This window comes from Mycobacterium sp. NGS11 (assembly GCF_059813315.1).
The window spans coordinates 58081-84381 of the sequence record NZ_JCALEJ010000007.1; the positions used below are offsets into that span (position 1 = coordinate 58081).

Annotated in this window: 24 protein-coding genes; 17 read left to right on the forward strand and 7 right to left on the reverse strand. The window is 67.2% G+C overall.

Annotated elements, in window-relative coordinates:
• Positions 1-143: 143 nt before the first annotated feature.
• On the forward strand, positions 144-503 hold the full coding sequence (locus AC5Y4T_RS11470) for an ATPase (RefSeq protein ID WP_499918231.1): 360 nt from the start codon (positions 144-146) through the stop codon (positions 501-503).
• 38 nt (positions 504-541) lie between these two features.
• Here the strand turns inward: AC5Y4T_RS11470 and fadD2 are convergent, their stop codons facing one another.
• Positions 542-2221 (reverse strand): long-chain-fatty-acid--CoA ligase FadD2, encoded by a 1680-nt coding sequence (gene fadD2 / locus AC5Y4T_RS11475; RefSeq protein ID WP_499953027.1) that lies wholly within the window; start codon positions 2219-2221, stop codon positions 542-544.
• Between the two features lie 59 nt (positions 2222-2280).
• On the opposite strand from fadD2, the gene AC5Y4T_RS11480 reads away from it, so the two are divergent.
• Entirely contained in the window at positions 2281-3564 is a 1284-nt protein-coding gene (locus AC5Y4T_RS11480) for a DNA polymerase domain-containing protein (RefSeq protein ID WP_499917795.1), read from the forward strand.
• A gap of 13 nt (positions 3565-3577) precedes the next feature.
• Here the strand turns inward: AC5Y4T_RS11480 and AC5Y4T_RS11485 are convergent, their stop codons facing one another.
• A complete protein-coding gene (locus tag AC5Y4T_RS11485) occupies positions 3578-4972 on the reverse strand; it encodes a NarK family nitrate/nitrite MFS transporter (RefSeq protein ID WP_499953028.1) in 1395 nt (464 codons plus the stop codon).
• Between the two features lie 309 nt (positions 4973-5281).
• On the opposite strand from AC5Y4T_RS11485, the gene AC5Y4T_RS11490 reads away from it, so the two are divergent.
• The 9 genes from AC5Y4T_RS11490 (at position 5282) to AC5Y4T_RS11530 (ending at position 14043) form a co-directional block, all read left to right on the forward strand.
• On the forward strand, positions 5282-6235 hold the full coding sequence (locus AC5Y4T_RS11490; RefSeq protein ID WP_499953029.1) for an alpha/beta fold hydrolase: 954 nt from the start codon (positions 5282-5284) through the stop codon (positions 6233-6235).
• 71 nt (positions 6236-6306) lie between these two features.
• Entirely contained in the window at positions 6307-6891 is a 585-nt protein-coding gene (locus AC5Y4T_RS11495) for an acyl-CoA-like ligand-binding transcription factor (protein WP_499917792.1), read from the forward strand.
• A 57-nt stretch (positions 6892-6948) separates the two neighbouring features.
• Entirely contained in the window at positions 6949-7953 is a 1005-nt protein-coding gene (locus AC5Y4T_RS11500) for an ABC transporter substrate-binding protein (RefSeq protein WP_499953030.1), read from the forward strand.
• 112 nt (positions 7954-8065) lie between these two features.
• Complete coding sequence (locus tag AC5Y4T_RS11505; RefSeq protein ID WP_499953031.1) at positions 8066-8740, forward strand: 5-oxoprolinase subunit B family protein; 675 nt, start codon at positions 8066-8068, stop codon at positions 8738-8740.
• A 67-nt stretch (positions 8741-8807) separates the two neighbouring features.
• Entirely contained in the window at positions 8808-9719 is a 912-nt protein-coding gene (locus AC5Y4T_RS11510) for a 5-oxoprolinase/urea amidolyase family protein (RefSeq protein ID WP_499917788.1), read from the forward strand.
• Positions 9720-10100: 381 nt separating this feature from the next.
• On the forward strand, positions 10101-11513 hold the full coding sequence (locus AC5Y4T_RS11515; RefSeq protein ID WP_499948244.1) for a nitrate/nitrite transporter: 1413 nt from the start codon (positions 10101-10103) through the stop codon (positions 11511-11513).
• Between the two features lie 89 nt (positions 11514-11602).
• Positions 11603-12754, forward strand: a complete 1152-nt coding sequence (locus tag AC5Y4T_RS11520; protein WP_499948340.1) for a uroporphyrinogen-III synthase — start codon at positions 11603-11605, stop codon at positions 12752-12754.
• Complete coding sequence (locus AC5Y4T_RS11525; RefSeq protein ID WP_499948246.1) at positions 12745-13512, forward strand: sirohydrochlorin chelatase; 768 nt, start codon at positions 12745-12747, stop codon at positions 13510-13512. Before AC5Y4T_RS11520 ends, AC5Y4T_RS11525 begins: the two co-directional genes overlap by 10 nt.
• 78 nt (positions 13513-13590) lie before the next feature.
• Positions 13591-14043, forward strand: a complete 453-nt coding sequence (locus tag AC5Y4T_RS11530) for a TetR/AcrR family transcriptional regulator (protein WP_499917785.1) — start codon at positions 13591-13593, stop codon at positions 14041-14043.
• A 15-nt stretch (positions 14044-14058) separates the two neighbouring features.
• Here AC5Y4T_RS11530 and nirD read toward each other — a convergent pair whose 3' ends face one another.
• A complete protein-coding gene (nirD, locus tag AC5Y4T_RS11535; RefSeq protein ID WP_499917784.1) occupies positions 14059-14427 on the reverse strand; it encodes a nitrite reductase small subunit NirD in 369 nt (122 codons plus the stop codon).
• Positions 14428-14437: 10 nt separating this feature from the next.
• Positions 14438-17017 carry a nitrite reductase large subunit NirB gene (gene nirB / locus AC5Y4T_RS11540; RefSeq protein WP_499953032.1) on the reverse strand — a complete coding sequence of 860 codons (2580 nt, stop codon included), beginning with the start codon at positions 17015-17017 and terminating at the stop codon, positions 14438-14440.
• Positions 17018-17244: 227 nt separating this feature from the next.
• On the opposite strand from nirB, the gene AC5Y4T_RS11545 reads away from it, so the two are divergent.
• Entirely contained in the window at positions 17245-17694 is a 450-nt protein-coding gene (locus tag AC5Y4T_RS11545) for an Hsp20/alpha crystallin family protein (protein WP_499953033.1), read from the forward strand.
• Positions 17695-17763: 69 nt separating this feature from the next.
• Here the strand turns inward: AC5Y4T_RS11545 and AC5Y4T_RS11550 are convergent, their stop codons facing one another.
• On the reverse strand, positions 17764-18525 hold the full coding sequence (locus tag AC5Y4T_RS11550; RefSeq protein ID WP_499948252.1) for an isocitrate lyase/PEP mutase family protein: 762 nt from the start codon (positions 18523-18525) through the stop codon (positions 17764-17766).
• A 107-nt stretch (positions 18526-18632) separates the two neighbouring features.
• Between AC5Y4T_RS11550 and AC5Y4T_RS11555 the strand changes: the two genes are divergently transcribed.
• The 4 genes from AC5Y4T_RS11555 to AC5Y4T_RS11570 all read left to right on the forward strand — a co-directional run bounded on the left by AC5Y4T_RS11555 (position 18633) and on the right by AC5Y4T_RS11570 (position 22555).
• Entirely contained in the window at positions 18633-18938 is a 306-nt protein-coding gene (locus AC5Y4T_RS11555; protein WP_064953694.1) for an Rv0250c family protein, read from the forward strand.
• 81 nt (positions 18939-19019) lie between these two features.
• Positions 19020-19847, forward strand: coding sequence for a succinate dehydrogenase subunit SdhC (sdhC, locus tag AC5Y4T_RS11560; RefSeq protein ID WP_499917780.1), 828 nt, complete (start codon positions 19020-19022; stop codon positions 19845-19847).
• A 45-nt stretch (positions 19848-19892) separates the two neighbouring features.
• Positions 19893-21812 carry a fumarate reductase/succinate dehydrogenase flavoprotein subunit gene (locus AC5Y4T_RS11565; RefSeq protein WP_499917779.1) on the forward strand — a complete coding sequence of 640 codons (1920 nt, stop codon included), beginning with the start codon at positions 19893-19895 and terminating at the stop codon, positions 21810-21812.
• On the forward strand, positions 21809-22555 hold the full coding sequence (locus AC5Y4T_RS11570) for a succinate dehydrogenase/fumarate reductase iron-sulfur subunit (protein ID WP_067123930.1): 747 nt from the start codon (positions 21809-21811) through the stop codon (positions 22553-22555). The genes AC5Y4T_RS11565 and AC5Y4T_RS11570 overlap by 4 nt, the downstream gene beginning before the upstream one ends.
• 13 nt (positions 22556-22568) lie before the next feature.
• Here the strand turns inward: AC5Y4T_RS11570 and AC5Y4T_RS11575 are convergent, their stop codons facing one another.
• Positions 22569-23057 (reverse strand): flavin reductase family protein, encoded by a 489-nt coding sequence (locus tag AC5Y4T_RS11575; RefSeq protein ID WP_499917778.1) that lies wholly within the window; start codon positions 23055-23057, stop codon positions 22569-22571.
• 59 nt (positions 23058-23116) lie between these two features.
• Positions 23117-24172 (reverse strand): isopenicillin N synthase family dioxygenase, encoded by a 1056-nt coding sequence (locus tag AC5Y4T_RS11580; protein ID WP_499953034.1) that lies wholly within the window; start codon positions 24170-24172, stop codon positions 23117-23119.
• Positions 24173-24371: 199 nt separating this feature from the next.
• Between AC5Y4T_RS11580 and AC5Y4T_RS11585 the strand changes: the two genes are divergently transcribed.
• The gene (locus AC5Y4T_RS11585) at positions 24372-26207 is read left to right on the forward strand and encodes an acyl-CoA dehydrogenase (protein ID WP_499953035.1); all 1836 of its coding nucleotides are present in this window, start codon (positions 24372-24374) and stop codon (positions 26205-26207) included.
• Positions 26208-26301: the final 94 nt, after the last annotated feature.

Consider the following 26301-nt stretch of genomic DNA (forward strand, 5'->3'; position numbering starts at 1 on the left):
GCGCCCCCGGCCCGGGCGGCTCGTGACCGGAACGTAGGCGCCCGGCGACGCGACTTACGCCGGCGTCGGTGACAGAATCAGTATTGACACAACGGCACCGAGCGCTGATTTACTGATTGGCACTCACGGAGGAAGACACCGAAGTGAACTTCAACAGCGGCCACAGCGGACCCGGCGTTGGGGCCTTTCGCGCGCCTAACTCGGCCAACGGGCCCTCCGGGGACGCCGCCCCCACCGAACGTCTCAGTCTCGGGCAGGGCCGCCCGCGGATCGCCAGCCCGCCGCCGGCCGGCCAGCCGGGACGCACCCAGCGCACGCGCCGAACCGTCGACCTCGCGGCGGCCACTCACCGCGCACTCGACATCTGGCAGCGTGAAGCCGCCGACCGGCTGGGAGTCGCCCGGGTGACCGGGCAAGAGGTGCTCACGGCGCTGATCGATCAACTACTGGTCGACCCCAAGCTCACGGCGCAAATAACCCGCGCCATCAAAGACCGGCGCTAACCCGCCCAACGAACGGACGCCCGCCGCCCCCGAATGGGCTATTCGACGTCCATTTCGCGCAATTCGCGCTTGAGGATCTTGCCCGTCGGGTTACGCGGCAACTCGTCGAGGAAGACCACCTCACGAGGCACCTTGTACTTGGCCAACTGGTCCTTCACGTGCTTCTTCAGGGTGTCCTCGTCGACGTCGGAGCCGTCCTTCTTGACCACGAAGGCGCGCAAGCGGTGACCCCACTCCTTGTCTTCCACACCGATCGCCGTGGCCTCGACCACCTCGGGATGCCCGCTGAGGCAGTCCTCGACTTCCGCGGGGAAGACGTTCTCGCCGCCCGACACGATCATCTCGTCGTCGCGGCCGCTGATGTACAGCAGGTTGTGCTCGTCGAAGTAGCCGACATCGCCCGAGGACAACAGCCCGTCGATGATCTGCTTCTTGCCGCCGCCGGTGTAACCCTCGAACGGAAAGGCGTTGCCGACGAAGATGCGGCCGACCTCGCCCTGCGGCAGCTCCTTGCCGTTTTCGTCGTAGATCTTGACCTTGACGCCTTTGACGACCGGTCCCGCCGTCGACGGGTTGTGCTTGAGGTGCTTGGGTTCGGCGATGGTGGCAAACGCGATCTCCGTCGAACCGTACATGTTGTAGATGACGTCCCCGAGCTCTTTGAGACCCCGCTCGGCGACATCGGCGTTCAACGCCGAACCGGAGACGAAAACGATTCGCAGGCAAGACAAATCGGGCTTCTCGTCCATCTTCTCCAGGGCGTCCAGCATCCGGGACAACATCACCGGGACGACGACGATCGCGGTCGTCTTGTGCTTCGCGATGTCCTTCAACACCACGTCCGGCTTGAACTTTCGGTGCAGCACCAGCGTCGAGCCCAGGAACGCTCCGATGGTGGCGTGCAGGAAGCCCAGCGCGTGGAACATCGGCGCGGGAAGCGCCGTCACCTCGCCGGCCTTGAACGGGACATGCGACAGGATGCCGCCGATGGGTGCCAAGGTCGGCGGGGTGCTGCGGTTCGCACCCTTGGGGGTGCCGGTCGTGCCGCTGGTCAGGATGATGATCGACGAATGCTTGTCCGCCTTGGGTGCGGGCTTGCCGCTGCTGTGTTCGATCACCTCGGCAAGTGTCTCGTCTTTGCTGCCCGACTTCTTGTCGGAGTCGGGATTGGTACCCAGCGCCCGCAGCTTGCCCAGCGGCGGGTCGGCCTTGCTGACGTCCTCGCAGTATTCGTCGTCGTAGATGATCAGCTTGGCGTCCTCGCGCTCGGACACCTCCTTGATCTGTGGCCCGGAGAACGAACTGTTCAGCAGGATGATGCGAGCACCGACCCGGGCGCATCCGAACTCGGCGATGGAAAACCAGCGGCTGTTGCGGGCCAGGATCGCGACGCCGTCGCCGCCTTTGACGCCCTTGTCCAGCAGGCCGTGGGCAACCGCGTTGGCGGCGTCGTCGAGCTCCTTCCACGTCAACTCGCCGTCATCGTCGATGATGGCCACCTTGTCCGGGGTGCGCCGGGCGTGCAGGGCAGGAAGCATCCCGATCTCGCCCCATTTGCGGATGTCGCTGACCATCGCGGCAAGGTTCTGGGGAGGCTCCAGCGGAAAGCCCCCGGCTTCGAGAATTTTGCGGACATAGTGCAGCTCCGCTAGACCGCGCTCCGCGTATTGCTGAACCTTGGAAACCGCCTGCCCGGGCAGGCCGATCAGATTAGGCATGGATCCCACCCTATGTGACGTCCGTCGCATTACCAGGGGTAAGTACCCACCGACTTACGATGATGAACATGGGTCCGGTTTCGCTGGAGGTGGCCGGGCGCGAGGTCACCATCACGCACCCGGACAAGGTGGTGTTCCCCCCGGCGAGCGCCGGCGAATCCGCTGGATTCTCCGCTGGCCCGTACACCAAGCTCGACCTGGTCCGCTATTACCTGGCGGTGGCCGACGGCGCACTGCGCGGCGTGGCCGGCCGCCCGATGATCCTGAAGCGCTTCGTCAAGGGCATCACGGAGGAAGCGGTGTTCCAGAAGCGCGCACCGGTCAAACGGCCGGACTGGGTCGACGTCGCCGAACTGCGTTACGCCCGAGGCACTTCCGCCGCCGAGGCGGTGATCCACGATGCGGCGGGGCTGGCCTGGGCGGTCAACCTGGGATGCGTCGACCTCAACCCCCATCCGGTGCTCGCCGAGGACCTCGATCACCCCGACGAGCTGCGGGTGGACTTGGACCCGATGCCCGGGGTGTCCTGGCGGCGCATCGTCGACGTCGCGCTGGTGGCCCGCGAGGTGCTGGAGGACTACGGCCTGACGGCGTGGCCGAAGACGTCGGGATCGCGCGGCTTCCACATCTACGCCCGCATCGCCCCGCGCTGGGAGTTCCGCCAGGTGCGGCTCGCCGCGCAGACCGTCGCCCGCGAAGTCGAGCGGCGCCTGCCCGAGGCGGCGACCAGCCGCTGGTGGAAGGAAGAACGCGAAGGGGTGTTCGTCGACTTCAACCAGAACGCGAAGGACCGCACGGTCGCGTCGGCGTACTCGGTGCGGGCGACGCCCGATGCCCGGGTCTCGACCCCGCTGCACTGGGACGAGGTCGCCGGCTGCGACCCCGCGGCGTTCACCATCGACACCGTGCCCGACCGGTTTGCCGAACTGGGCGACCCGTGGGAGGCAATGGACGACGCCGTCGGCGAGCTCGACCGGCTGCTGGTGCTGGCCGAGGAGATGGGGCCGCCCGAACGCGCTCCGAAGGGGTCGGGCACGCGCGGCAGCGGAGCGGCAGGCCGGCGGCAATCGACGATGCCCCTGATCGAGATCGCCCGCACCAAGACCAAGGACGAGGCGCTGGCGGCGCTGGACGTCTGGCGCGACCGCTATCCCGCCGCGGCCCGCCGACTCGAGCCGGTCGACGTCCTGGTCGACGGGATGCGCGGGCCCAGTTCGATCTGGTACCGGATCCGGATCAACCTGCAGCACGTTCCGGGAGACGAACGGCCACCCCAGGAAGACCTGATCGCCGACTACAGCCCTTGGGACGGATACGGCGGAAAGCAGAAGCCGTCGACCTGACGCCGGGCCTCGCCTAGATCCCCACCCGCGTGACCGCGTTGTGCTTGCGCAGGTAGCAGTACCACGTGACGCCGAGCAGGCCCAGGAAGAACACGATGTAGAACCGCAGCGCCGGTTCGATGCCGCCGAACTGCGACTTCGACCACGCGTACGCCAGCGGAACCACGAACCCGCCGAACGCACCCACCGCCGAGATGACGCCCAGCGCCCCGGCGGCCTGGCGGCGCATGGCCACCATGGTCTCCGGATCGCCCCCGGCCAGTTCGCCCTTGATCTTGAAGATCCGCGAAATCATCCGATAGGTCGAGCCGTTGCCGATGCCGGTCGCCACGAACAGGAACATGAAGCTGGCGAAGAACGCCGGCAGGTTGACCGCCTGCACCGACCACAACGCGGCCCCCGCCCCGATCGCCAGCATCACGAAGCTCGCGGCGGTGATGCGGGCCCCGCCGATCCGGTCGGCCAGCTTTCCGCCGAGGGGCCTGATGACCGATCCGATGCCCGCACCCAGGAAGGCCCACGCCAGGGCGATGTCACCGCGCCCGAAAACCGTCTTCAGCAGGGTGGGGAAGGCCGCCGAGTAACCGATGAACGACCCGAAGGTGCCGATGTAGAGCAGCGACATGATCCAGGTGTCCGGGTGCCGCAGCGACTCCAGCACCGGGCGCACGTCGGCCTTGGCCTCGGTGAGGTTGTTCATGAACAGGAACGCGCAGACCGCGGCCACGACGGCCAGCGGTACGTAGCACAGGCCGGCGCGCGACAGCGCCATCCCACCACCGGCGATGACGATGGGCGGAATGATCTTTTGCACTACCGCCACGCCGATGTTGCCGCCGGCCGCATTCAGGCCCAGCGCCCAGCCCTTGTCTTTCTCCGGGTAGAAGAACGAGATGTTGGCCATCGACGAGGCGAAGTTGCCGCCGCCGAAGCCGGCGGTCGCGGCGATCGCCACCAGGGCGCCGAACGGCAGGCCCGGATGGCTCACCGCCCAGGCCAGCAGCAGGCACGGGATGAGCAGCAGCGCCGCCGAGATGGTGGTCCAGTTGCGGCCGCCGAACAGCGGAACCGCGAAGGTGTAGGGCAATCTCAGGAACGCCCCGACGCCGCTGGGGACGGCGACCAGGCACAGGGCCTGGCTGGCGGTCAGCGCCCACCCGGACGCGGCGGGGTGGCCGGGTCCGCCGACCGCGGTCATGTGAACCACCACGATGCTCCACAGCATCCACACGCTGAATCCGACATGCTCGGCGAAGATCGAGAAGATCAGGTTCCGGCGAGCGATCGGCTTGCCGGTGGTCTCCCAGAAGTCGGGGTCTTCGGGCCGCCAGTCATCGATCCAGTGCCGTCCCGCATGACGCTCGCGCGTGGGCGCGGGCTGCGTTACGGGGCTGATGGTCGTGGTCATCTGGTGGGACTCCTGAGTTTCGTGAGGCGCGGGCAGTGACGACTCGACGCTAGAGATGCCCTGTTACCGGCCGGGGTGTGCACAGTTACGTGGGCGATACGCAGAAATCGCAACGGCCCTGCCCCGTTTGTCAGAACTCCGCAACGCAACGCATCCAGGGCAAGATGGAGGTCGCGTCGCTCTTCGCCGAATCCCGCCGAATCGACCACCCGCGGAGTCCTCAGCGATCTCGACCGCGACACTATGACCGTGCCGGAAGCGGCCGGCTGAGCACCCGACGTTGCCACGGCCCGGATAGGAACTGCATTCATGAGCGATTTCGATGCCCCACGCGCGGGCGAAGGATCGGGTCTAGAACCCCCCGTCTCACCGCGCGTGCGCAGAGCATTCGGCATTCTCGAGCGGACGGCACCGCGACTGGGTGCGCGCTGGGCCATCGAACTGTGGTGCACACCGCCCGAGACGACATCGGCCCGCATGCCGCCCGGCGTGGGCGCCAGTGAACCTGTGGAAGCGTCATGGTCCGGTCACAGAATCGTCGGCGAAGCCTGGGGCCAGGGGCCGCCGGTGTACCTGATACACGGCTGGGGCGGATGCCGTGCGCACCTCGGAGTGTTCGTCAAACCCCTCCTAGCGGCGGGCCATCGAGTGATTGCCTTCGACCTCCCCAGCCACCAGGAATCCGACCCCGGCGGATTGGCGCCCGGCCGCACGACGATCGGCGAATGTGCCCAAGCGGTCAAAGCCATGGTGGACGCCTACGGGCCCGCGCAAGCGATCATTGCGCACTCCCTGGGCGCCAAGGCCACCGCACTGGCGCTGTCCTGGGGAGCACGCGCGGAGCGCCTGGTCTTCCTGGCACCGATGGGCGGCTTCGCGTTCTACCTCGACTGGTTCGCGCAGCGGCACGGCTTCGGCCCGCGCATCCGCGACGCTCTGCACCGCCGACTCGACCGCCGACTGGGATTCCCGTTGCTGCATTCCGACCTGACCCATCTGGCCTCGTGCATCGACGATCCGCCTCCGCTGCTGATCCTGCACGACCCCGACGACCCCGACAGCCCCTTTGCGATGAGCGAGGACTTGGCCTCAGCGTGGCCGGGGGCAAGCCTGACCGCCACGCACGGCCTTGGGCGCCTCGCGCACTACCGGATCCTGCGCAACCCCAAGGCCGTGCGCGCGGCGGTAGCATTCGCCACCCAGGCGACGCCCACCGCGGCGCCGCGACCCGGCGAAACCGTACAAGCGCAGCTAGACCGGTAACTCACTGTCCGCGACTGCGTACTTCCGCAACGCGCGCCCACGACGAGGCGCCGATGCGCGACAATCGGCGCATGCAGGTGACTGGGGCTCCCCCGGGGCTACGGGAGCGCAAGAAGATCAAGACCCGCCGCGCCATCAGGCGCGAGGCGTTTCGCCTCATCGAGCAGAACGGGTACGCCGCCACCACCGTGGAACAGATCGCTGAGGCGGCCGACGTGTCGCCGAGCACCTTCTTCCGCTACTTCGGATCGAAGGAATCGCTGCTGCTGGCCGACGACCTCGACCCGCTGATCCTCGACGCGTTGAAGGCCCAGCCGCGCGACCTGTCTCCGGCGCAGGCCTTCCGCCGGGCCTACGAGGCCGTCATCGCCCAGCTGCCCGACGACCAGCTCGAGTTCGAGAGCACCCGGCAACGCCTGATGTTCTCCATACCCGAACTCAAGGCCGCGATGTACGACGAGTACTACCGCACCGTGACGGTCGCCGCCGAGGCCATCGCGCACCGGATCGGCCGTGCCGCAGACGATTTCGAAGTCCGAGTGTTCGCGGGGGCGTTGACGGGTGCCATGATGGCCGCTTTCGACGGCGCGCCGAAGACCGCCGACACGATCTATCGCGCCCTGGATTTCATGGACGCCGGCATGCCGCTGGGCTGACGGGTCCCAACCGCGCGGCGATGCATCTGAACGGGCGGAACGCGATACTCTCACGCGATGCGACAGGGATGGAATCGACGGGGATTCTTGCAGCTCGCAGGTGCTGCCGGGGTCGCCGCGATCGGCGGTGCGACCGCGTTCTCCTCGGGATGCTCGTCACGCAGTGCGGCCCCCGGAGCGACCCCGGGATCGGTGACGGTCACCCACCTGTTCGGTCAGACCGTCGTCAAAGAACCCCCCAAGCGTGTCGTCAGCGCCGGCTACACCGAACAGGACGACCTGCTGGCGGTCGGCGTGGTGCCGATCGCGGTGACCAACTGGTTCGGTGACCAGCCCTTCGCGGTCTGGCCCTGGGCCGCGCCCAAACTCGGCGGTGCGCAGCCGGCGGTGCTGAACCTGGACAACGGCGTTCCCGTCGACCAGATCGCCGGCCTGAAACCGGACCTGATCGTGGCCGTCAACGCCGGCCTGGACGCCGACACGTATCAGAAACTGTCCGCGATCGCCCCGACCATCGCGCAGTCGGACGGCGAAGCCTTCTTCGAACCGTGGAAAGAACAGGCAACCACCGTCGGCCAGGCGGTCTTCAAGGCCGACCAGATGAAGTCGTCGGTCGACGGCGTCGACCAGAAGTTCACCGACATCGGCAAGAAGAATCAACAATGGACCGGCAAGAAGGCGCTGCTGATGCACGGCGCGCCGGAGCAGGGCACCGTCACCGCCACCATGGCGGGCTGGCGGACGGATTTCCTGAATCAGATGGGGCTGGTCATCTCCGACACCATCAAGCCATTCGGCACCGGTCAGCGGGCCATGATTCCGCGCGACCACATCAAAGCGGTGCTCGAGTCCGCCGACGTGGTGATCTGGACGACCCAGAGCCCGGACGATCAGAAGGCGATCCTGGCCGACCCCGAAGTCGCCGGGTCGCTCACCACCGCGCAGAATCGGAACATCTTCACCACGAAGGAACAGGCCGGCGCCATCGCGTTCGCGTCGCCGCTGAGCTACCCCGTCATCGCCGACCAACTGCCCCCGCTGCTCACCAAGATTCTGGGCTAGCCACCCGGGCTCGCCGCGGCTGTTTGAGCGTTTGCTAAGGCAGCTCTGGCAGTGCTCGAAAATCCGTCGCTACCCCTCGCACAGGCGCCGATCCCGGAGTTACCGTCGAGTAATGAGCGTGACGGATCTTAGCGGCGACCTCGCCCACCACCTGCCGACCGACCTCGTCGGTAACACCGTTGTGGACTACGGCGACCGCGCGCTGATGGTGCAATGCGGCAATACCGCTGAGGTGCTGGCATGGGCGGACGCGCTGCGCGACGCGGCGATACCGGGCGTGGTCGACGTCGTCCCGGCGGCCCGCACGGTGCTGGTGAAGCTGGACGGCCCCCGCTACCAAGGCGTCATCCGCCAGCGGCTGCGTAAGCTGCGCGTGGCCGCCACCCCGGACGCCTCCTCGGAGCGCCGCGCCGACGTGGTCATCGACGTCGTTTACGACGGTCCCGACCTCGCCGCGGTCGCCGGCCACACCGGTTTGAGCATCGCCGGAGTGATCGACGCCCACACCGCAACGCTGTGGCGGGTCGGCTTCAGCGGATTCGCACCCGGTTTCGCGTATCTGGTCGACGGCGACCCGCGGCTACGCGTGCAGCGCCGCGCGGAGCCGCGCACCTCCGTGCCGGCGGGTTCCGTGGGCCTGGCCGGTGAATTCAGCGCCGTGTATCCGCGCCGGTCCCCCGGGGGTTGGCAACTCATCGGCCGCACCGACGCCGCGCTGTGGGATCTGCAGCGCCCGAACCCCGCGTTGTTGACGCAGGGCATGTGGGTTCAGTTCCGGGCCGTCTAGTCGGTGACGATCGTGACCGCGACGTAGCCGGGCGAAGCGGTTCGCCACCATAGCTAAGGAGATAGCCGTGCCGATCCTGGAGATCCTGCGCACCGGACCGTTCGCCGTCCTCCAAGACCGCGGTCGCCCGGGGCTTGCCCACCTGGGGGTGAGCCGGTCCGGAGCCGCCGACCGGCGCGCGCACAGGCTGGCCAACCGGCTGGTGGCCAATCCCGACGACCGTGCCACCGTGGAGGTGACGTTCGGTGGCTTCGCGGCCAGGGTCACCGGCGGTGACGTGGACATCGCGGTGACGGGTGCGGACACCGACCCGACGGTCAACGGAATCAAGTTCGGCACCAACAGCATTCACCATGTGCGCGATGGCGAGGTGATCTCGCTGGGCGTGCCCCGCGCGGGCCTGCGTAGCTATTTGGCGATCCGCGGCGGCATCTGTGTGGACCCGGTGCTGGGCTCGCGCAGCTACGACGTGATGTCGGGCATCGGGCCGGCGCCGCTGCGGAGCGGCGACCGCCTGCCCATCGGCGAGCACACCGATGCCTATCCCGAATTGGACCAGGCGCCGGTCGCGGCCATCACCGGGGGCGCCGTCGACCTGTTCGTGGTGCCCGGGCCGCGTGACGATTGGTTCGTCGAGCCAGACCGCTTGGTGCACACGTACTGGATGGCGTCCGATCGCACCGACCGGGTGGGGATGCGGCTGACGGGTCGGCCGCTGCAGCACTGCTATCCGGACCGGCAGCTGCCCAGCGAGGGTGCTACCCGCGGCGCAATCCAGGTGCCGCCCAACGGTTTACCGGTGATCCTGGGTCCCGACCATCCGGTCACCGGCGGCTATCCGGTGATCGGGGTGGTGGTCGACGAGGACGTGGACAAGATCGCCCAGGTCCGGCCCGGCCAGGCGGTGCGGCTGCACTGGGCGCGGCCCAGGGCTTTGGTCGGCGCCCACTCCGGTGCCGCGAGTTGGCCCTTTTCCTAACGCATCTCGTGCGGGCATAGTCGGTGCGGGGGGCGGTACCGTATTCCAGCTCACACGAGCAGGCGCCTATGCGTGAAATCACTTGGTGGCGGTGCCGATTCAGGCTGGAGGAACCGCACACTCGCGCGCTAAGCAGCCCCCAGGGATCTACCAGACAATTGGTAAACAACTAACAGCCGATAACGGCCCCCTCCGGTTGACCCGCTCGCGTCGTAAATGTGAGCATCGGACCGCACGGCAAGGCATGCCCCATGATCTGGGGTGCCCAAGTGTCGAAAGCCGCCCCTGAACAGCTCTCCCGGTATCGGGCGAGCGCGGTGACCCCTGGCACGGCGGCGGCCGGATGCGGCGATTTCGTGAGACCGGAGGAGAGGAATCTGTATGCGCGCCAACCGGTTCGAGGTCGTTGGGAGACAGGCGGACTGGAATCCGGAGGACGCGGCGGCCTGGGAGGCCGGCAACAAGAACATCGCCCGCCGCAACCTGCTGTGCACCATTGCCGGTGACCACGTGGCGTTTTCGATCTGGACCCTGTGGCCGGTGATGGCGCTGTTCATGCCCGGTTCCGTCTACGGCTTCTCCGCCGGCGACAAGCTGCTGCTCGGCGCGGTCGCGACCCTGGTCGGGGGCTGTGTCCGCATTCCCTACACCCTGGGTATCGCCGCCTTCGGCGGCCGCACCTGGACGACGTTCTCGGCCTTCGTGTTGTTGATCCCGACGGCCCTCACGATTGTGTTGCTGGCCAATCCCGGTCTGCCACTGTGGTTGTTCGTGGTGTGCGCGGCCATGACCGGGCTCGGCGGCGGCAATTACGCGGCCTCGCTGGCCAACGTCAACGCCTTCTATCCGCAGCGGCTCAAGGGCGGCGCGCTGGCCATCAACGCCGGCGTCGCCAACGTCGGGGTCGCGGTGATCCAGCTGGTCGGCCTGCTGGCGCTGGCCGCGGCCGGGCATAAGGCGCCGTACTGGGTCTGCGCTGTGTACCTGGTGTTCCTCACCATGGTCGGTATCGCGGCCGCGTCGTTCATGGACGACATTCACCACGGCACCCGGTTGAGCACCATGCGCTCGATCCTGTTCGAGCGCGATACCCAGGTGATCTCGCTGCTCTACATCGCCACGTTCGGCTCCTGGATCGGGTTTTCCTTCGCCTTCGGGCAGGTGATGCAGGTGAACTTCGCCGAAAGCGGGGAAAGCGCCAAACATGCGGCCCTACACGCCGCCCAGGTGGCCTTCATCGGGCCACTGCTGGGTTCGCTGGCACGCATCTACGGCGGCCGGCTGTCCGACCGCGTCGGCGGCAGCCGCGTCACCCTGGGCGTACTCGCCGGCATGACCGTGGCCGCCGGGCTTCTGGTCACCGTCAGCACCCTCGACGATCACCACGCCGCGGCGCACTCCGCCAGCATGATCGGCTACGTCACCGGCTTCATGGTGCTGTTCGTCCTGTCCGGCATGGGCAACGGCTCGGTCTTCAAGCTGATCCCCTCGGTCTACGAGGCGCGCAGTCGGTCGCTGAACACGAGCGAGGACGAGCGCCGTCATTGGGCCCGCGCCATGTCGGGATCCCTGATCGGCATCTGTTCGGCCGTCGGGGCGTTGGGGGGCGTGGGAATCAACCTGGCGCTGCGCCAGTCGTACCTGAGCACCGGCACGGAAACATCTGCCTACTGGGTCTTTCTGAGCTCGTACATCGTCGCGGCGATCATGACGTGGGTGGTCTACGTACGCCGTCCCGCGTCCGCCCCGGGCTTGTCCGGATCGGCGCCGGATACCGAGGCCGCCCGCGTGTGAGCGGACTCGCAACACGGGCAATGCCACAGCAATTGACAGGTAACGCAACCGAAACGTCGCAGGCATACACAATTCATATGGCCCCTCAACTGGCCCCACCAGACTCCGCGCCGCTGACCGGCTACCGGATCGCCGTCACGTCGGCGAACCGCGCTGAGGAGCTGTGCGCGTTGCTGCGCCGTAACGGCGCGGAGGTCTCCAGCGCCGCGGCCATCAACATCATCGCGCTGCCCGAAGACGCCGAACTGCAGAATCACACCGAAGCGGTGATCGCCGATCCACCCGATATCTTGGTGGCGCACACCGGCATAGGCTTCCGCGGCTGGGTCGCCGCGGCCGACGGCTGGGGGCTGGCGACCCAGCTGCTGGCGTCGCTTGCCAAGTCGCGGATCGTGGCGCGCGGCCCGAAGGCGACCGGCGCGTTGCGGGCCGCCGGGCTGCACGAGGAGTGGTCCCCCAAGTCAGAGTCGTCGCGCGAAGTCCTGCGCTATCTCCTCGAGTCGGACGTCGCCGGCAAGCGCATCGCCGTCCAGCTGCACGGTGCAGCCGACGGTTGGGATCCCTTCCCGGAGTTCATCAACGGATTGCGGGCGGCGGGCGCGCAGGTGGTTCCCATCCATGTGTACCGGTGGAAGCCGACGCCGGCCGGCGGTGACTTCGACCAACTCGTCGCCTCGGTCGCGCGCCGGCAATTCGACGCCGTGACCTTCACCTCGGCGCCCGCCGGCGCGGCGCTGCTGGAACGCAGCCGCGAGCTGGGCATCGAAGACCAACTGCTGCAAGCGCTTCGCAGCGACGTGCATGCGATGTGCGTCGGCCCGGTCACCGCCCAGCCGTTGATCCGCGCGGGGATCCCGACGTCCTCGCCCGAGCGAATGCGGTTGGGCGCGTTGGCCCGTCACATCGCCCAGGAGCTCCCGCCGCTGCGGTCGTGCACCATCCGCGCGGCCGGGCACGACATCGAGATCCGCGGAACGTGCGTGCTGGTCGACGGGTCGGTGCAGTCGCTGTCGGGATCGAGCATGGCTACCCTGCGCGCACTGGCACAACGTCCCGGCGATGTCGTCGCACGCAACGACTTGCTGCGGGTACTTCCCGGCAACAGCAATGATCCCCACGCCGTCGATACCGCAGTGCTGCGGCTGCGAACGGCGCTGGGCGACAAGAACATCGTTGCGACCGTCGTCAAGCGCGGTTACCGGCTCGCGGTCGACCATCCGGGAGACTCCACATGGCATTGATCCTGGTAGCCCACGGCACCCGCAGGCCGGGTGGCGTTGCGATGATCGAAGACCTTGCGGCACAGGTGAGTACGCTCGTCCGCAGCACGGTAGACGTTGCCTTCGTGGATGTTCTCGGCCCCACCCCCAGCGAAGTCCTGGCGCGCGCGAAGGCCGCCGAACGGCCCGCCATCGTGGTGCCCGCGTTCCTGTCGCGCGGATACCACGTACGGGCGGACCTGCCGTCACACGTCGAGATCAGTGGACACCCGAACGTGACCGTCACCCCCGCGTTGGGCCCGAGCGGTCAGATCGCCCGGATCGTCGGCGATCAACTGCTGAAATGCGGTTGGCGGCCGGGCGATTCGGTGATCCTGGCGGCCGCGGGGACATCCGACGACAAGGCCCGCGCCGATCTGCACACCACGGCGACGCTGTTGTCGGCGCTGACCGGGTCCCGGGTGAGCCTGGCGTTCGCGGCCACCGGTGATCCGCCGGTGCCAGAGGCCGTGGATCGGGCACGGGCGCGCCGCACCGGCGGACGCGTCGTGGTCGCTTCGTATCTACTGGCCGACGGCCTGTTCCAACAACGGCTGCACGGGTGTGGCGCCGACCTGGTCAGCGAGCCGCTGGGCACCCACCCGGGGCTGGCGCGGCTGGTCGCGAACCGCTTTCGCCGGGCGCTGCCGCCGGTCCTCGCCCGGACGGCCCGGCACGCGTCGCGCCGATCGAGCCCGCATCAGCCGGCCCACCCTCGAACCACAATTTCCCTTCCCTAGCGCAAATCGCCTGCCGGCGAGGCGCGCCGGTGCTCGGCGTTCCTTGATCTTTGGTCGCCGACGGGCGATCCTGGCACCATGCCCCGTCGCGAAGAGCAGTCGCATGGGATCCTCGACCCGGTCGCCAAGATGCTGCGGTTGCCCTTCGGCACACCGGAATTCATCGACCGGATCGTCACGGGCGGTGCCAATCAGGTGGGCCGGCGTACCCTGCGCATGCTGATCACGACGTGGGACGCCGCCGGCGGCGGCCCGTTCGCGGCCAGTGCCGTCGCGTCGACGGGAATGGCGAAGACCGCCGAAATCGTGCAGGGCATGTTCATCGGACCCGTCTTCGGCCCACTGCTGAAGATTCTGGGCGCCGACAAGGCGGCCCTGCGGGCCTCGCTGTGCGCCTCGCAATTGGTGGGCCTGGGCATCATGCGCTACGGCATCCGATCCGAGCCGCTGCACTCCATGCCGGTGGACGCACTCGTCGACGCGATCGGGCCGACGATGCAGCGCTACCTGGTCGGCGACATCACCCGCTGAACCCGGCGTTCGGCCTCAGGCGGCCCGCGGCTGGTAGTCGCGCGCGACCTGAACGTAGCCGTCGTCGGTGATCCGCACCGGGTACACCGGCACCGAAACGGTCGGATCATCCAGGCAGGAACCGTCTTCGAGCGAGAACGCCTGCTTCAAGATGGGCGACTGAACCGTGACGCAGCCGTCGCGGTCACCCACGATCCCGCGGGAAAGCACCGCGGCCCCGGAGAACGGGTCGACGTTGCCGACCGCGTACACCGAGCCGTCGTCGAGCCGGAACAACGCCGCCTGGGAACCGTCGTCGAGCAGCACGCCGACGCCGCGACCCGGAATGAGGTGCTCGTACGCGCACGCGCTGGTCCACACCGCAATGTCGTTGAGAAGTGTCATGATCGGTTCCTCATTCCTCCGTTGTCGCCGCACGGACCCGCGGCATACCAATGGACACAGGGATTTTGCGGCCGGCGTGCTCGGTGAACGCCACCGTCGAATCGACGGCGTCCGGGGCGTTGACGAACGACACGAACCGTGACAGCTTGTCCGGGTCGTCCAGCACGCCCTTCCATTCGCACTTGTAGTTCTCGACGTGCCGCTCCATTGCGGCTTCGAATTCCCCGGCCAGGCCGAGCGAGTCGTCGCACACCACCTCGCGCACGTGGTCGAGCCCGCCGTCGAGCGAGTCGACCCACGGCGCCGTGCGTTGCAGCCGGTCGGCCGTCCGGATGTAGTACATGACGAACCGGTCGACGTAGCGGACCAGCGTTTCGGTGTCCAGGTCGCTGGCCAGCAGCTGCGCGTGTTTGGGCGTCATGCCGCCGTTGCCCCCGACGTACAGGTTCCAGCCCTTTTCGGTGGCGATGACGCCGACGTCCTTGGACCGCGCCTCGGCGCACTCTCGCGCGCAGCCCGAGACGCCCATCTTGATCTTGTGCGGTGCCCGCAAGCCGCGGTAGCGCAGTTCCAAATCGATGGCCAGCTGCACCGAATCCTGCTGCCCGTAACGGCACCAGTCGGTTCCCACGCAGCTCTTCACCGTGCGTAAGGCCTTGCCGTACGCATGGCCCGATTCCATGCCACCGTCGACGAGGCGCTTCCAGATCTCCGGCAGTTGGTCCACCCGCGCGCCGAACATGTCGATCCGCTGCCCGCCGGTGATCTTGGTGTAGAGCCCGAAGTCTTGGGCGATCTGGCCGATCAGGATCAGGTGCTCCGGCTTGATGTCCCCGCCGGGGACTCGGGGCACCACCGAGTAGCTGCCGTTCTTCTGGATGTTGGCCAGGAAGTGGTCGTTGGAATCCTGCAGCGAGGCCTGCTCGCCTTCGAGGATGTGGTCCGACCCGGTGGAGGCCAGGATGGAGGCGACCACGGGTTTGCAGATGTCGCAACCCTTTCCGCGGCCGAAGCGCTCCAGCAGCCCGGAGAAGGTGCGGATCTCGGTGGCGGAGATGATCTCGAAAAGCTCCGCGCGCGATTGGCTGAAGTGCTCGCAGAGCGCCTTGGACTGTTCCACGCCCTCGGCTTCCAGCAGCTGCTTGAGCAGCGGGACGCATGACCCACACGAGGTGCCCGCCGAGGTGCACGCCTTGAGCGCGGGGACATCGGCGCAGCCGTCGGCGATCGCGCACTTCAGATCGCCCTTGGTGACGTTGTTGCACGAGCAGATCTGCGCCGAATCCGGTAGCGCCCCAACACCCAACGCGGTGCCGCCGCCGGAGGAGGCCGGTGCGATCAGTGCCAGCGGGTCGCCGGGCAGCTCGCTGCCGACCATGGGCCGCAGCACGCCGTAGGACGAGGCGTCACCGACCAGCACGCCGCCGAGCAGCGTCTTGGCGTCGTCGGAGAGCACGAGCTTGGCGTAGGTGCGGTTGACCGCGTCGTTGATGGCGACCTCGAGGCAGTTCTCGGTGGTCCCCATCGCGTCGCCGAAGCTGGCCACGTCGACGCCCAGCAGTTTGAGCTTCGTGGACAGGTCCGCCTCGCCGAACTCCGCGACGCCGTCCAACAACCGGTCGGCCACCACCTCGGCGGAGGTGTAACCGGGACCCACCAGGCCGTAGCACCGACCGCCGATCGCGGCGACCTCACCGATCGCGTAGATGTCGGGATCGCTTGTCTGGCAAGCCACGTCGGTGAGCACCCCGCCACGCTCGGCGCGCGTCAGTCCGGCGGCGGTCGCGAGCTCGTCGCGCGGCCGGATGCCGGCGGCGAAGATCACCAGACCGGCGTCGATGACCTGGCCGTCGGTCAGACTCACCCGCACCGAGGTGGTGCCGTCCGAATGCTCGACCGCCTCGATCGATTCGGTTCCGGTGCCGACGTGCACCGAGATACCGAGCTCGCCGATCATCCTGGCCAGCAGCCCACCGCCGGCCTCGTCGATCTGTTGGGCCATCAGCCGCGGCATCATCTCGATGACGTGAGTCTGCAACCCGAACTGGCGCAGCGCGTTAGCGGCCTCCAGGCCCAGCAGGCCGCCGCCGATCACGACACCCGCGGTGGCGTGCGAGGTTTCGACCGTGCGCTGGGCGTCGGCGCGGATGGCGTCGAGGTCGTCGAGCGTGCGGTACACGTGGCATGCGGGCAGGTCGTGGCCCGGCACCGGGGGCACGAACGCGTACGACCCGGTCGCCAGGACCAACGTGTCATACGCGTGCCGCTGGCCGTCCGCCGTCGTCACTGTCTTTGCGGCGCGGTCTATTTCGATGACGCGCTGGTTGAGCACGAGCCGCACCAGCTCGTCACCCTCGTATTCGTTGCCGGGCAATGCCAGTAGCTTGCGATCCCAGCTTTCGGTGTAGGAGGTCAGGCCGACGCGGTCGTAGGCGGCGTCGGTCTCCTCGGCGAAAACCGTGATGCGCCACAGTTCCTCGGCGTCACGGGCGCGCAGCGCCTCGACGAATCGGTGCCCCACCATGCCATGTCCGACTACGATGATGTGACGACGCGCACAGCTGGCGCGCGAAATCCCGTCTGCAGACATGGCTTTGAGAGTAACGGCCAGAAATTACGTTCTTTTCGCCCAATGTGACGGTCCTATGACGAGGATCTCACAACTCACAGGAAGGCCTGTGATTGATCGTTCGCTGCCGGCGAACGACAAGGTGGAACTTTAGCGGGGTCGACTCATGTTTGACCTAGTAGCCGGTCGAACAGGCACCGGTCACAGGAATCTCACAATCAAGTTCAAGGAATTAGAAGGGAAGCGCCATGAGCAGCCTCGCATTGTGGTCGCGGCCGGCCTGGGACACCGACCGGTGGTTGCGCGACTTTTTCGGACCCGCCGCCGCGGCGGACTGGAACACCCCGGCGACCAGCGGCTTCAAGCCCGCCGCCGAGATCGTTAAGGACGGCGACGACGCGATCGTACGGGTCGAGCTCCCGGGCGTTGACGTCGACCAGGACGTCAACGTGGAGGTCGACCGCGGACGGTTGGTCATCCACGGCGAGCACCGCGATCGGCGGGCGCAAGACGAAGGGGAAGATGCAGGCCGCACGCTGCGGGAGATCCGGTACGGATCGTTCCGCCGGTCGTTCCAGCTGCCCGGCCACGTCACCGGCGATGCCATCACGGCCACCTATGACGCCGGCGTGCTGACAGTGCGGGTCGCCGGTGCATACGCCGACAACCAGGCGCAGCGCATCGAGATCACCAAATAGTCTCCGGCCAGTTCGGAGAGAAACAGCCGAATCCGGCGGAGTCACAACGGCTCCGCCGGATTCGGCGCGTCAGCCCCAGCGGGCCAGCAGCTCCTTGGCCCGGGTCGCCAGCGCGGCCTGCAGGAACGGCCCGAAACTGATGCGCGCCACACCCAGCGGACCGAACGACGCCGGGTCGTCCTGGTCGGGCAGCGCGATCGCGTTGACCGGCAACTCCAGCTCCGCGGTGAGGCGCCGCAACGTGTCGGGGTCGTGGCGGCCCACCGGATAGAGCACATCGGCGCCGGCGGCTGCCGCCTGATTCAGCCGTGCCACCGCCCGCTCGACGCGATCGGACGCCTCGCCGTCCTGGCGCACGAACAGATCCGTCCGGGCATTGATGACGACGTGCACCCCGGCCGCGTCGGCGGCCGACCGCAGCTCGCCGACCAGCTCGGCGTGTTCGCCGGCCGACCGCAACCGCTTGCCCTCCGAGTGCACGGTGTCCTCGATGTTCAGCCCGACGGCCCCGGCGCTGAGCAGGCCCTCGATCAGCCGGGCCGGCGGCTGCCCGTAACCGGACTCGATGTCCACCGAAACGGGGACATCGACGGCGGCGGTGATCTGGGCGACCCGGGCGAGGACGTCGTCGAACGACATGCCCTCGTTGTCGGGTTTGCCGATCGAGTCCGCCATCGGGTGACTGCCCACCGTCAGGGCGGCGAATCCGGCGCCGGTGGCCAGCCGCGCCGACCAGGCATCCCACACGGTCGGCAGGATGACCGGGTCACCCGGCCGGTGCAGTTTCAGCAGCGTGGCGGCCCGCTCGGCCGGCGGGGTGCGTCCCGTCATAAGTGTCTGCTCCCTCGGCATCCGGGCTCAACAAAACTGACGTGTGGCGTGTGCCGTGGATAGTATCGAGGGCGTACTGTGATCCGAAACACTGCCGAGGAGATCCGTTGACGAGCACGACTGGCACGACCGAATTCGCCGAACTCCACGACCTAATCGGCGGCCTGCGGCGGTGCGTGAGTTCCCTGCGGGCCCGATACGGTGACAGCCCGGCCATGCGGCGCATCGTCATCGACGCCGACCGCATCATGTCCGACGTCGACCTGCTCGACACCGACGTGTCCGAATTGGACCTGGCCGGCGCCACCGTGCAGCAGTCCGGCGAGAAGATCGTCATTCCAGACACCCAGTACGACAGCGAATTCTGGCGCGACGTCGACGACGAGGGTGTCGGCGGTCACAACAGGGCCTGAACAACCCAAGCCCCCCAGAAAAGGGGGGCTTTCCTCTGTGTACCCTTCGACCTACAGCCCGTTCGAAGAGGAACACACTAAATGAGCGCACCAACGGCGAACCGTCCTGCGTCCGGTGTCTTTTCACCCACGCGCGCCCGTATCCAGCAACGCACCCTACGCACCGACCGGTGGTGGATGTCGCCGCTGCGAATCGATCTCGGCTTCGCCGCCTTCCTCATCTATGCGACAGCGCGGGCGTTTCAACAGAATTACTTCTTCGTCCCCAAATACCACTACCTGACGCCGTTCTACTCGCCGTGCGTGAGCAAGGGTTGCGGTGAGGCCGGCGACATCTGGCCGCAGTTCCTTCCCGACGTGTGGTGGCTGCCGTACGCGGCGCTCTCGCTGCCGTTCCTCCTGCTGTTCCGGTTGACCTGCTACTACTACCGCGGCGCCTACTACCGCACGGTGTGGCAGTCGCCCACCGCCTGCGCGGTGGCCGAGCCGCGCGCCCACTACACCGGCGAGACGCGGTTCCCGCTGATCATCCAGAACACGCACCGGTACTTCTTCTACATCGCCGGCATCATCTCGGTGATCAACACCTACGACGCCATCGTCGCGTTTCACTCCGACAGCGGACCCGGCGGATTCGGTTTCGGTCTGGGCAATCTGATCCTGCTCGGCAACGTCATCATGCTCTGGATCTACACGCTGTCGTGCCACTCCTGCCGGCACGTCACCGGCGGCCGGCTCAAGCATTTCTCCAAGCACCCTGTGCGGTACTGGATCTGGACGCAGGTCAGCGTCATCAACACCCGGCACAAGATGTACGCCTGGATCACGCTGGGCACGCTGATGCTCACCGACTTCTACATCGCGCTGGTGGCCAGCGGCACCATCCCAGACCTGAGATTTGTTGGCTGACAAGCCATTTCGACATCAATCAGAATTTAGCTAGCGAGGGTTTCAATGGTTGAAATCGAGCGGCACACGTATGACGTGGTCGTGATCGGTGCGGGCGGCGCCGGGCTGCGTGCGGTCATCGAAGCGCGCGAACGGGGTTTGCGGGTTGCGGTGGTGTGCAAGTCGCTGTTCGGCAAGGCCCACACGGTGATGGCCGAGGGTGGCTGCGCGGCGTCCATGGGCAACACCAACCCGAAGGACAACTGGAAGACCCACTTCGGCGACACGATGCGCGGCGGGAAATTCCTCAACAACTGGCGCATGGCCGAACTGCACGCCAAGGAAGCCCCGGACCGCGTCTGGGAGCTGGAAACCTATGGCGCGCTGTTCGATCGCCTCAAGGACGGCAAGATCAGCCAGCGCAACTTCGGCGGGCACACCTACCCCCGGCTGGCCCACGTCGGTGACCGCACCGGCCTGGAGCTGATCCGCACCATGCAGCAGAAGATCGTGTCGCTGCAGCAGGAGGATTTCGCCGAGCTCGGCGACTACGAAGCCCGGATCCGGGTGTTCGCCGAAACCACGATCACCGAGTTGATCAAGGACGGCGACGCGATCGCCGGGGCGTTCGGCTACATCCGCGAAAGCGGAAACTTCATCTTGTTCGAGGCGCCCGCGGTGGTGCTGGCCACCGGCGGCATCGGCAAGTCGTTCAAGGTCACTTCGAACTCGTGGGAGTACACCGGCGACGGCCACGCACTGGCCCTGCGCGCGGGCGCGTCGCTGATCAACATGGAGTTCGTCCAGTTCCACCCGACGGGCATGGTGTGGCCGCCGAGTGTGAAGGGGATCTTGGTCACCGAGGGCGTTCGCGGCGACGGCGGGGTGCTGAAGAACTCGGACGACAAGCGGTTCATGTTCGATTACATCCCGTCGGTGTTCAAGGGCCAGTACGCGGAGTCCGAACAAGAAGCCGACCAGTGGCTCAAGGACAACGACTCGGCCCGCCGCACCCCGGACCTGTTGCCCCGCGACGAGGTCGCGCGCGCGATCAACTCCGAGGTCAAGGCCGGACGGGGCAGCCCACACGGCGGCGTCTTCCTCGACATCGCGTCGCGACTGACCCCGGCGGAGATCAACCGCCGCCTGCCGTCGATGTACCACCAGTTCAAGGAGCTGGCCGGGGTCGACATCACCAAGGAGCCCATGGAAGTCGGGCCGACCTGCCACTACGTGATGGGCGGCGTCGAGGTGGACGCCGACACCGGCGCCGCCACGGTCCCCGGGCTCTTCGCCGCCGGCGAATGCTCCGGCGGCATGCACGGCTCGAACCGGCTGGGCGGCAACTCGCTGTCGGACCTGCTGGTGTTCGGCCGGCGCGCCGGTCTGGGCGCGGCCGACTACGTGCGGGCGTTGAGCAGCCGTCCGGCCATCGCCGACGACGCCGTCGAGGCGGCGGCGAAGCGGGCGCTGTCACCCTTTGACGCGCCGGCCAACGGCGCCGCCGGGGAGAACCCCTACACCCTGCAGCTGGAACTGCAACAGTCGATGAACGACCTGGTCGGCATCATCCGCAAGTCCGACGAGATCACGGAGGCCCTGGCGCGGCTGGACAAGCTGCGGGCGCGGTTCAAGAACCTGCACGTGGAGGGGCAGCGGCGATACAACCCGGCCTGGAACCTCGCCATCGACCTGCGCAACATGCTGCTGGTCAGCGAATGCGTCGCCAAGGCCGCGCTGCAGCGCACCGAGAGCCGCGGCGGGCACACCCGCGACGACCACCCGTCGATGGACTCGTCGTGGCGCAAGGTGCTGCTGGTGTGCGAGGCGGCCGAGGGCGACGAGGTGATTCCGGACATCACCATCACGAAGAAGGATCAGACGCCGATGCGGCCCGATCTGCTGGAGCTGTTCGACATCGCCGAGCTGGAGAAGTACTACACCGACGAAGAACTCGCCGGGCACCCGGGACGGAGTGGCAAATGACCTACAACGCGACGATGCGGGTGTGGCGCGGCGACGACGCCGACGGCGGTTTGCAGGACTTCACGGTCGAGGTCAACGAGGGCGAGGTCGTCCTCGACATCATCCATCGCCTGCAGCAGACGCAGACGCCCGATCTGGCGGTCCGGTGGAACTGCAAGGCGGGCAAGTGTGGCTCCTGCTCGGCGGAGATCAACGGCAAGCCGCGGCTGCTCTGCATGACCCGGATGTCCACCTTCGCCGAGGACGAGGTGGTCACCGTCACGCCGCTGCGGACGTTCCCGGTGATCCGCGACCTGGTCACCGACGTCTCGTTCAACTACGAAAAGGCCCGCGAGATACCGTCTTTCGCGCCGCCCAAGGACCTGCAGCCCGGCGAATACCGGATGGCGCAGGAAGACGTCGGACGCTCCCAGGAGTTCCGCAAGTGCATCGAGTGCTTCCTGTGTCAGAACGTGTGCCACGTGGTGCGCGACCACGAGGAGAACAAGAAGGCGTTCGCCGGCCCACGCTTTTTGATGCGAATCGCCGAGCTGGAAATGCACCCGCTGGACACCCGCGACCGGCGCAACGACGCTCAGGACGAGCACGGCCTGGGCTACTGCAACATCACCAAGTGCTGCACCGAGGTCTGCCCGGAAAACATCAAGATCACCGACAACGCGCTGATCCCGATGAAAGAGCGGGTCGCCGACCGCAAGTACGACCCGGTGGTGTGGCTCGGTAACAAGCTGTTCCGTCGCTAGTCTTCCGCGAGGATTACGCGCCGAGACGGCGAAAGACGCTTCGATGGAACACGATGGGCGCCACCTCGGCGTCCACCGTCACCTCGCTGACCCGCAGCACCACGATGGTGTGATCGCCGGCCGGAATGAGTTGCTCGATCGCGCTTTCCAGCCAGAGGCCGGTGCCCTTGATGAACACCGCGCCGGTGGAACGCGAGACGGTTTCCAACCCCGCGAACCTGTCGCCGGTCTTGGCGGCCAGCGCCCGCGCGGCCGCGTCATGTTCCTCGCCCAGCACACTGATCCCCAGCATCGGCAGATCCTTGAGTTTGGGCCACGTCGTCGAGGTGTTCTGCACGCAGAACGACACCAACGGCGGATCCAGCGATACGGGCACAAAAGTGCTGGCGGCCAAACCTTCCCGCGTTCCGTTCACTTCGGCGGCGATCGCGACGACACCGGACGGGAAGTGACCGAAGGCCTCCCGCAGTGACGACGCTGTCAACTTGTCATTCGAGTTCACCGGACTTATTCGCCCCTAGAGCCGGAGACGGGATTTGTCGGATTTGACCCTACCCGGCTTCACTCGCCCGGGCGCGGCCACCCTCGCCCGTTTTCTAAGCGTTCTGCCGAATATCCGTGCGCCGCGGCGACATCCGGATGCGCCCGCAGCCTGCTCTTCCAGGCGTTGCGGCCGTAGACCGCGAAGATCGGATCCGAGGGATCGTCGATTCGCTGCGCGCGTGCCTCGAGTTCGTCGGGCAGCGACAGCACCGGTATCCGCGCGTCCAGGCGGGGGTTGAAGAAGAAGGGCACCGAGATGCGGTCGCCCGCCGGCCCCTGCAGGTTGACCCGGTGCTCGGTGGCCCGTAAGTACCCGCGCGTCGCCACCTCCAGCAGTTCACCGATGTTGACGATGAATGCGCCCTCGCGCGGCGGCACGTCGATCCAGCCGCCGTTCGAATGGCCGATTCCCGGCGGCCGCACCTGCAGGCCGGTGCTGCCCGGTTCCGCCAGCAGCAGTGTCAACACCCCCGAGTCGCGGTGCGCGCCCACGCCCTGCGGGCCGGCCGCGCGGCCCGGGTAGCGGATGATCTTGATCAGCGTGGCCGGCGCGTCGGCGAAGGCGGCGTCGAACACATCGGGCGGGCCGCCCAGCGCGGCCGCCCACTGCCGCAGCAGGGTGCGGGCCACCGCGGACAACGCGGCGTCCCACTCCGCCACGATCCCGGGCAGGTCCGGCAGCGCGGCGGGCCATTGATTGGGGCCCTGCAGCCACCGATAGTCGGATCCGTCCAGCCCACCGATCGCAGGTCGTTCCGGCCCGACGTCGATCTGCTCGCGCCAATCCACTTCCCCGCGGGTCAACTCGCCGCCGAGCCGGGTGTAACCACGGAAGTGGGGACTGCGCACCATGGCGACGGCGTCCTTGTCCGGTTGCGGCAGCGCGAAGAGCCGGCGGGCCGCGTCCAGGACCCGCGTCACCAACTCCGGCGGCACGCCGTGACCGGTGAGATAGAAGAATCCGATCTCGTGGCCGGCGACGCGCAGGGCGTCCCGCAGGCGGCCGGGGTCGGCCCGCAGATCCACTGCGGGCAGCTCCGAGGGCAGCGCAGTGACGCCGCGCACATCGGTCATGTGCCCGTCATCACCGCAGGTAAATCGATTTTCAGGGCGTGACCTGCAGCTTCCCAACCGGTTGGTTAATTAGGCAATGAAATCTAGCTCACATTGGCTTGCATACCGCTGACGCTAGCGATATTTTAGCGGTGTTACTGGTGGGTAACTTAGACCTAGTACCCAACCACAAGTGGCATTCTCAACGAGGAGGACCGTAGTGAGCCACTACAAGAGCAACGTCCGCGACCAGGCGTTCAACCTGTTCGAAGTTCTGGGCGTTGACAAGGCATTGGGCCAAGGCGAATACAGCGATCTGGACGCCGACACCGCCCGCGAAATGTTGAACGAGATCAGCCGGCTGGCCGAAGGGCCGGTCGCGGAGTCGTTCGTCGAGGGCGACCGCAATCCGCCGATCTTCGACCCCGAGACGCACTCGGTGACGCTGCCCGAGTCTTTCAAGAAGTCGGTTCGCGCCGTCATCGAGGCGGGTTGGGACAAGGTCGGCCTTGACGAGTCGCTGGGCGGCGTGCCCGCTCCCAAGGCGCTGCTGTGGGCCCTGCACGAACATCTCCTGGGCGCCAACCCGGCCGTGTGGATGTACGCCGGAGGGGCGGGCTTCGCCCAGATCCTTCACCACCTCGGCACCGACGAGCAGAAGAAGTGGGCCGAGCTGGCCGCCGAGCGCGGCTGGGGTTCGACCATGGTGCTCACCGAGCCGGACGCCGGCTCCGACGTGGGCGCCGGGCGGACCAAGGCGGTTCAGCAGGAGGACGGTTCCTGGCACATCGACGGGGTGAAGCGATTCATCACCTCCGCCGACTCCGGCGACCTGTTCGAGAACATCTTCCACCTGGTGCTGGCGCGCCCCGAGGGTGCCGGACCGGGCACCAAGGGCCTGTCGCTGTTCTTCGTGCCCAAGTTCCTGTTCGACTTCGAGACCGGTGAGCTGGGCGAGCGCAACGGCGTCTACGTCACCAACGTCGAGCACAAGATGGGCCTGAAGGTATCGGCGACGTGCGAGCTGAGCTTCGGCCAGCACGACGTCCCCGCCAAGGGCTGGCTGGTCGGCGAGGTGCACAACGGCATCGCGCAGATGTTCGAGGTGATCGAGCAGGCCCGCATGATGGTCGGCACCAAGGCCATCGCGACGCTGTCGACGGGTTACCTGAACGCGCTCGAGTACGCGAAGTCTCGCGTGCAGGGCGCCGACATGACCCAGATGACCGACAAGACCGCACCGCGAGTGACCATCACGCACCACCCCGACGTGCGCCGGTCGCTGATGACCCAGAAGGCGTACGCCGAGGGTCTGCGCGCGCTGTACCTGTTCACCGCGACCTACCAGGACTCGGCCGTCGCCGAGGCACTGCACGGTGTGGACGCCGAGCTGGCGGTCAAGGTCAACGACCTGATGCTGCCCGTCGTCAAGGGTGTGGGCTCGGAGCAGGCGTACGCCAAGCTCACCGAGAGCCTGCAGACCTTCGGTGGCTCCGGCTTCCTGCAGGACTACCCGATCGAGCAGTACATCCGGGACGCCAAGATCGACTCGCTGTACGAGGGCACCACGGCCATCCAGGCGCAAGACTTCTTCTTCCGCAAGATCGTCCGCGACAAGGGCCAGGCCCTGGCGCACGTGTCCGAGCAGATCCAGAAGTTCGTCGACAGCGAGTCCGGCAACGGCCGCTTGAAGACCGAGCGGGAGCTGCTGGCCAAGGCGCTGGAGGACGTGCAGGCGATGGCGGCGACGCTGACCGGCTACCTGATGGCGGCGCAGGAGGACGTGACCAGCCTGTACAAGGTGGGTCTGGGTTCGGTGCGCTTCCTGATGAGCGTCGGTGACCTGGTCATCGGCTGGTTGTTGCAGCGCCAGGCGGCGGTTGCCGTGGCGGCGCTCGACGCCGGCGCCAGCGGCGAGGAGAAGTCCTTCTACGAGGGCAAGATCGCGGTGGCATCGTTCTTCGCGAAGAACTTCCTGCCGTTGCTGACCAGCACTCGCGAGGTCATCGACACGCTGGACAACGACATCATGGAGCTCGACGAGGCCGCCTTCTAGGCCAACCTCGAACGCCACGCGCAAATCCCCCGCTTCGACCGCGAAGCGGGGGATTTGTCTTTTGCCGAACCGCGCAATCCCCCGGCAGCGAAAA

Excerpts from the sequence above, each read along its gene's own strand:
- nirD (WP_499917784.1), bottom strand. The coding sequence starts at position 14,427 with ATGACACTTCTCAACGACATTGCGGTGTGGACCAGCGCGTGCGCGTAC.
- AC5Y4T_RS11505 (WP_499953031.1), top strand. The coding sequence starts at position 8,066 with ATGAGCGTGACGGATCTTAGCGGCGACCTCGCCCACCACCTGCCGACC.
- AC5Y4T_RS11515 (WP_499948244.1), top strand. The coding sequence starts at position 10,101 with ATGCGCGCCAACCGGTTCGAGGTCGTTGGGAGACAGGCGGACTGGAAT.
- AC5Y4T_RS11485 (WP_499953028.1), bottom strand. The coding sequence starts at position 4,972 with ATGACCACGACCATCAGCCCCGTAACGCAGCCCGCGCCCACGCGCGAG.
- AC5Y4T_RS11525 (WP_499948246.1), top strand. The coding sequence starts at position 12,745 with ATGGCATTGATCCTGGTAGCCCACGGCACCCGCAGGCCGGGTGGCGTT.
- AC5Y4T_RS11500 (WP_499953030.1), top strand. The coding sequence starts at position 6,949 with ATGCGACAGGGATGGAATCGACGGGGATTCTTGCAGCTCGCAGGTGCT.
- AC5Y4T_RS11490 (WP_499953029.1), top strand. The coding sequence starts at position 5,282 with ATGAGCGATTTCGATGCCCCACGCGCGGGCGAAGGATCGGGTCTAGAA.
- nirB (WP_499953032.1), bottom strand. The coding sequence starts at position 17,017 with ATGTCTGCAGACGGGATTTCGCGCGCCAGCTGTGCGCGTCGTCACATC.
- sdhC (WP_499917780.1), top strand. The coding sequence starts at position 19,020 with ATGAGCGCACCAACGGCGAACCGTCCTGCGTCCGGTGTCTTTTCACCC.
- AC5Y4T_RS11565 (WP_499917779.1), top strand. The coding sequence starts at position 19,893 with ATGGTTGAAATCGAGCGGCACACGTATGACGTGGTCGTGATCGGTGCG.
- AC5Y4T_RS11495 (WP_499917792.1), top strand. The coding sequence starts at position 6,307 with ATGCAGGTGACTGGGGCTCCCCCGGGGCTACGGGAGCGCAAGAAGATC.
- AC5Y4T_RS11530 (WP_499917785.1), top strand. The coding sequence starts at position 13,591 with ATGCCCCGTCGCGAAGAGCAGTCGCATGGGATCCTCGACCCGGTCGCC.
- AC5Y4T_RS11480 (WP_499917795.1), top strand. The coding sequence starts at position 2,281 with ATGATGAACATGGGTCCGGTTTCGCTGGAGGTGGCCGGGCGCGAGGTC.
- fadD2 (WP_499953027.1), bottom strand. The coding sequence starts at position 2,221 with ATGCCTAATCTGATCGGCCTGCCCGGGCAGGCGGTTTCCAAGGTTCAG.
- AC5Y4T_RS11550 (WP_499948252.1), bottom strand. The coding sequence starts at position 18,525 with ATGACGGGACGCACCCCGCCGGCCGAGCGGGCCGCCACGCTGCTGAAA.
- AC5Y4T_RS11570 (WP_067123930.1), top strand. The coding sequence starts at position 21,809 with ATGACCTACAACGCGACGATGCGGGTGTGGCGCGGCGACGACGCCGAC.
- AC5Y4T_RS11580 (WP_499953034.1), bottom strand. The coding sequence starts at position 24,172 with ATGACCGATGTGCGCGGCGTCACTGCGCTGCCCTCGGAGCTGCCCGCA.
- AC5Y4T_RS11545 (WP_499953033.1), top strand. The coding sequence starts at position 17,245 with ATGAGCAGCCTCGCATTGTGGTCGCGGCCGGCCTGGGACACCGACCGG.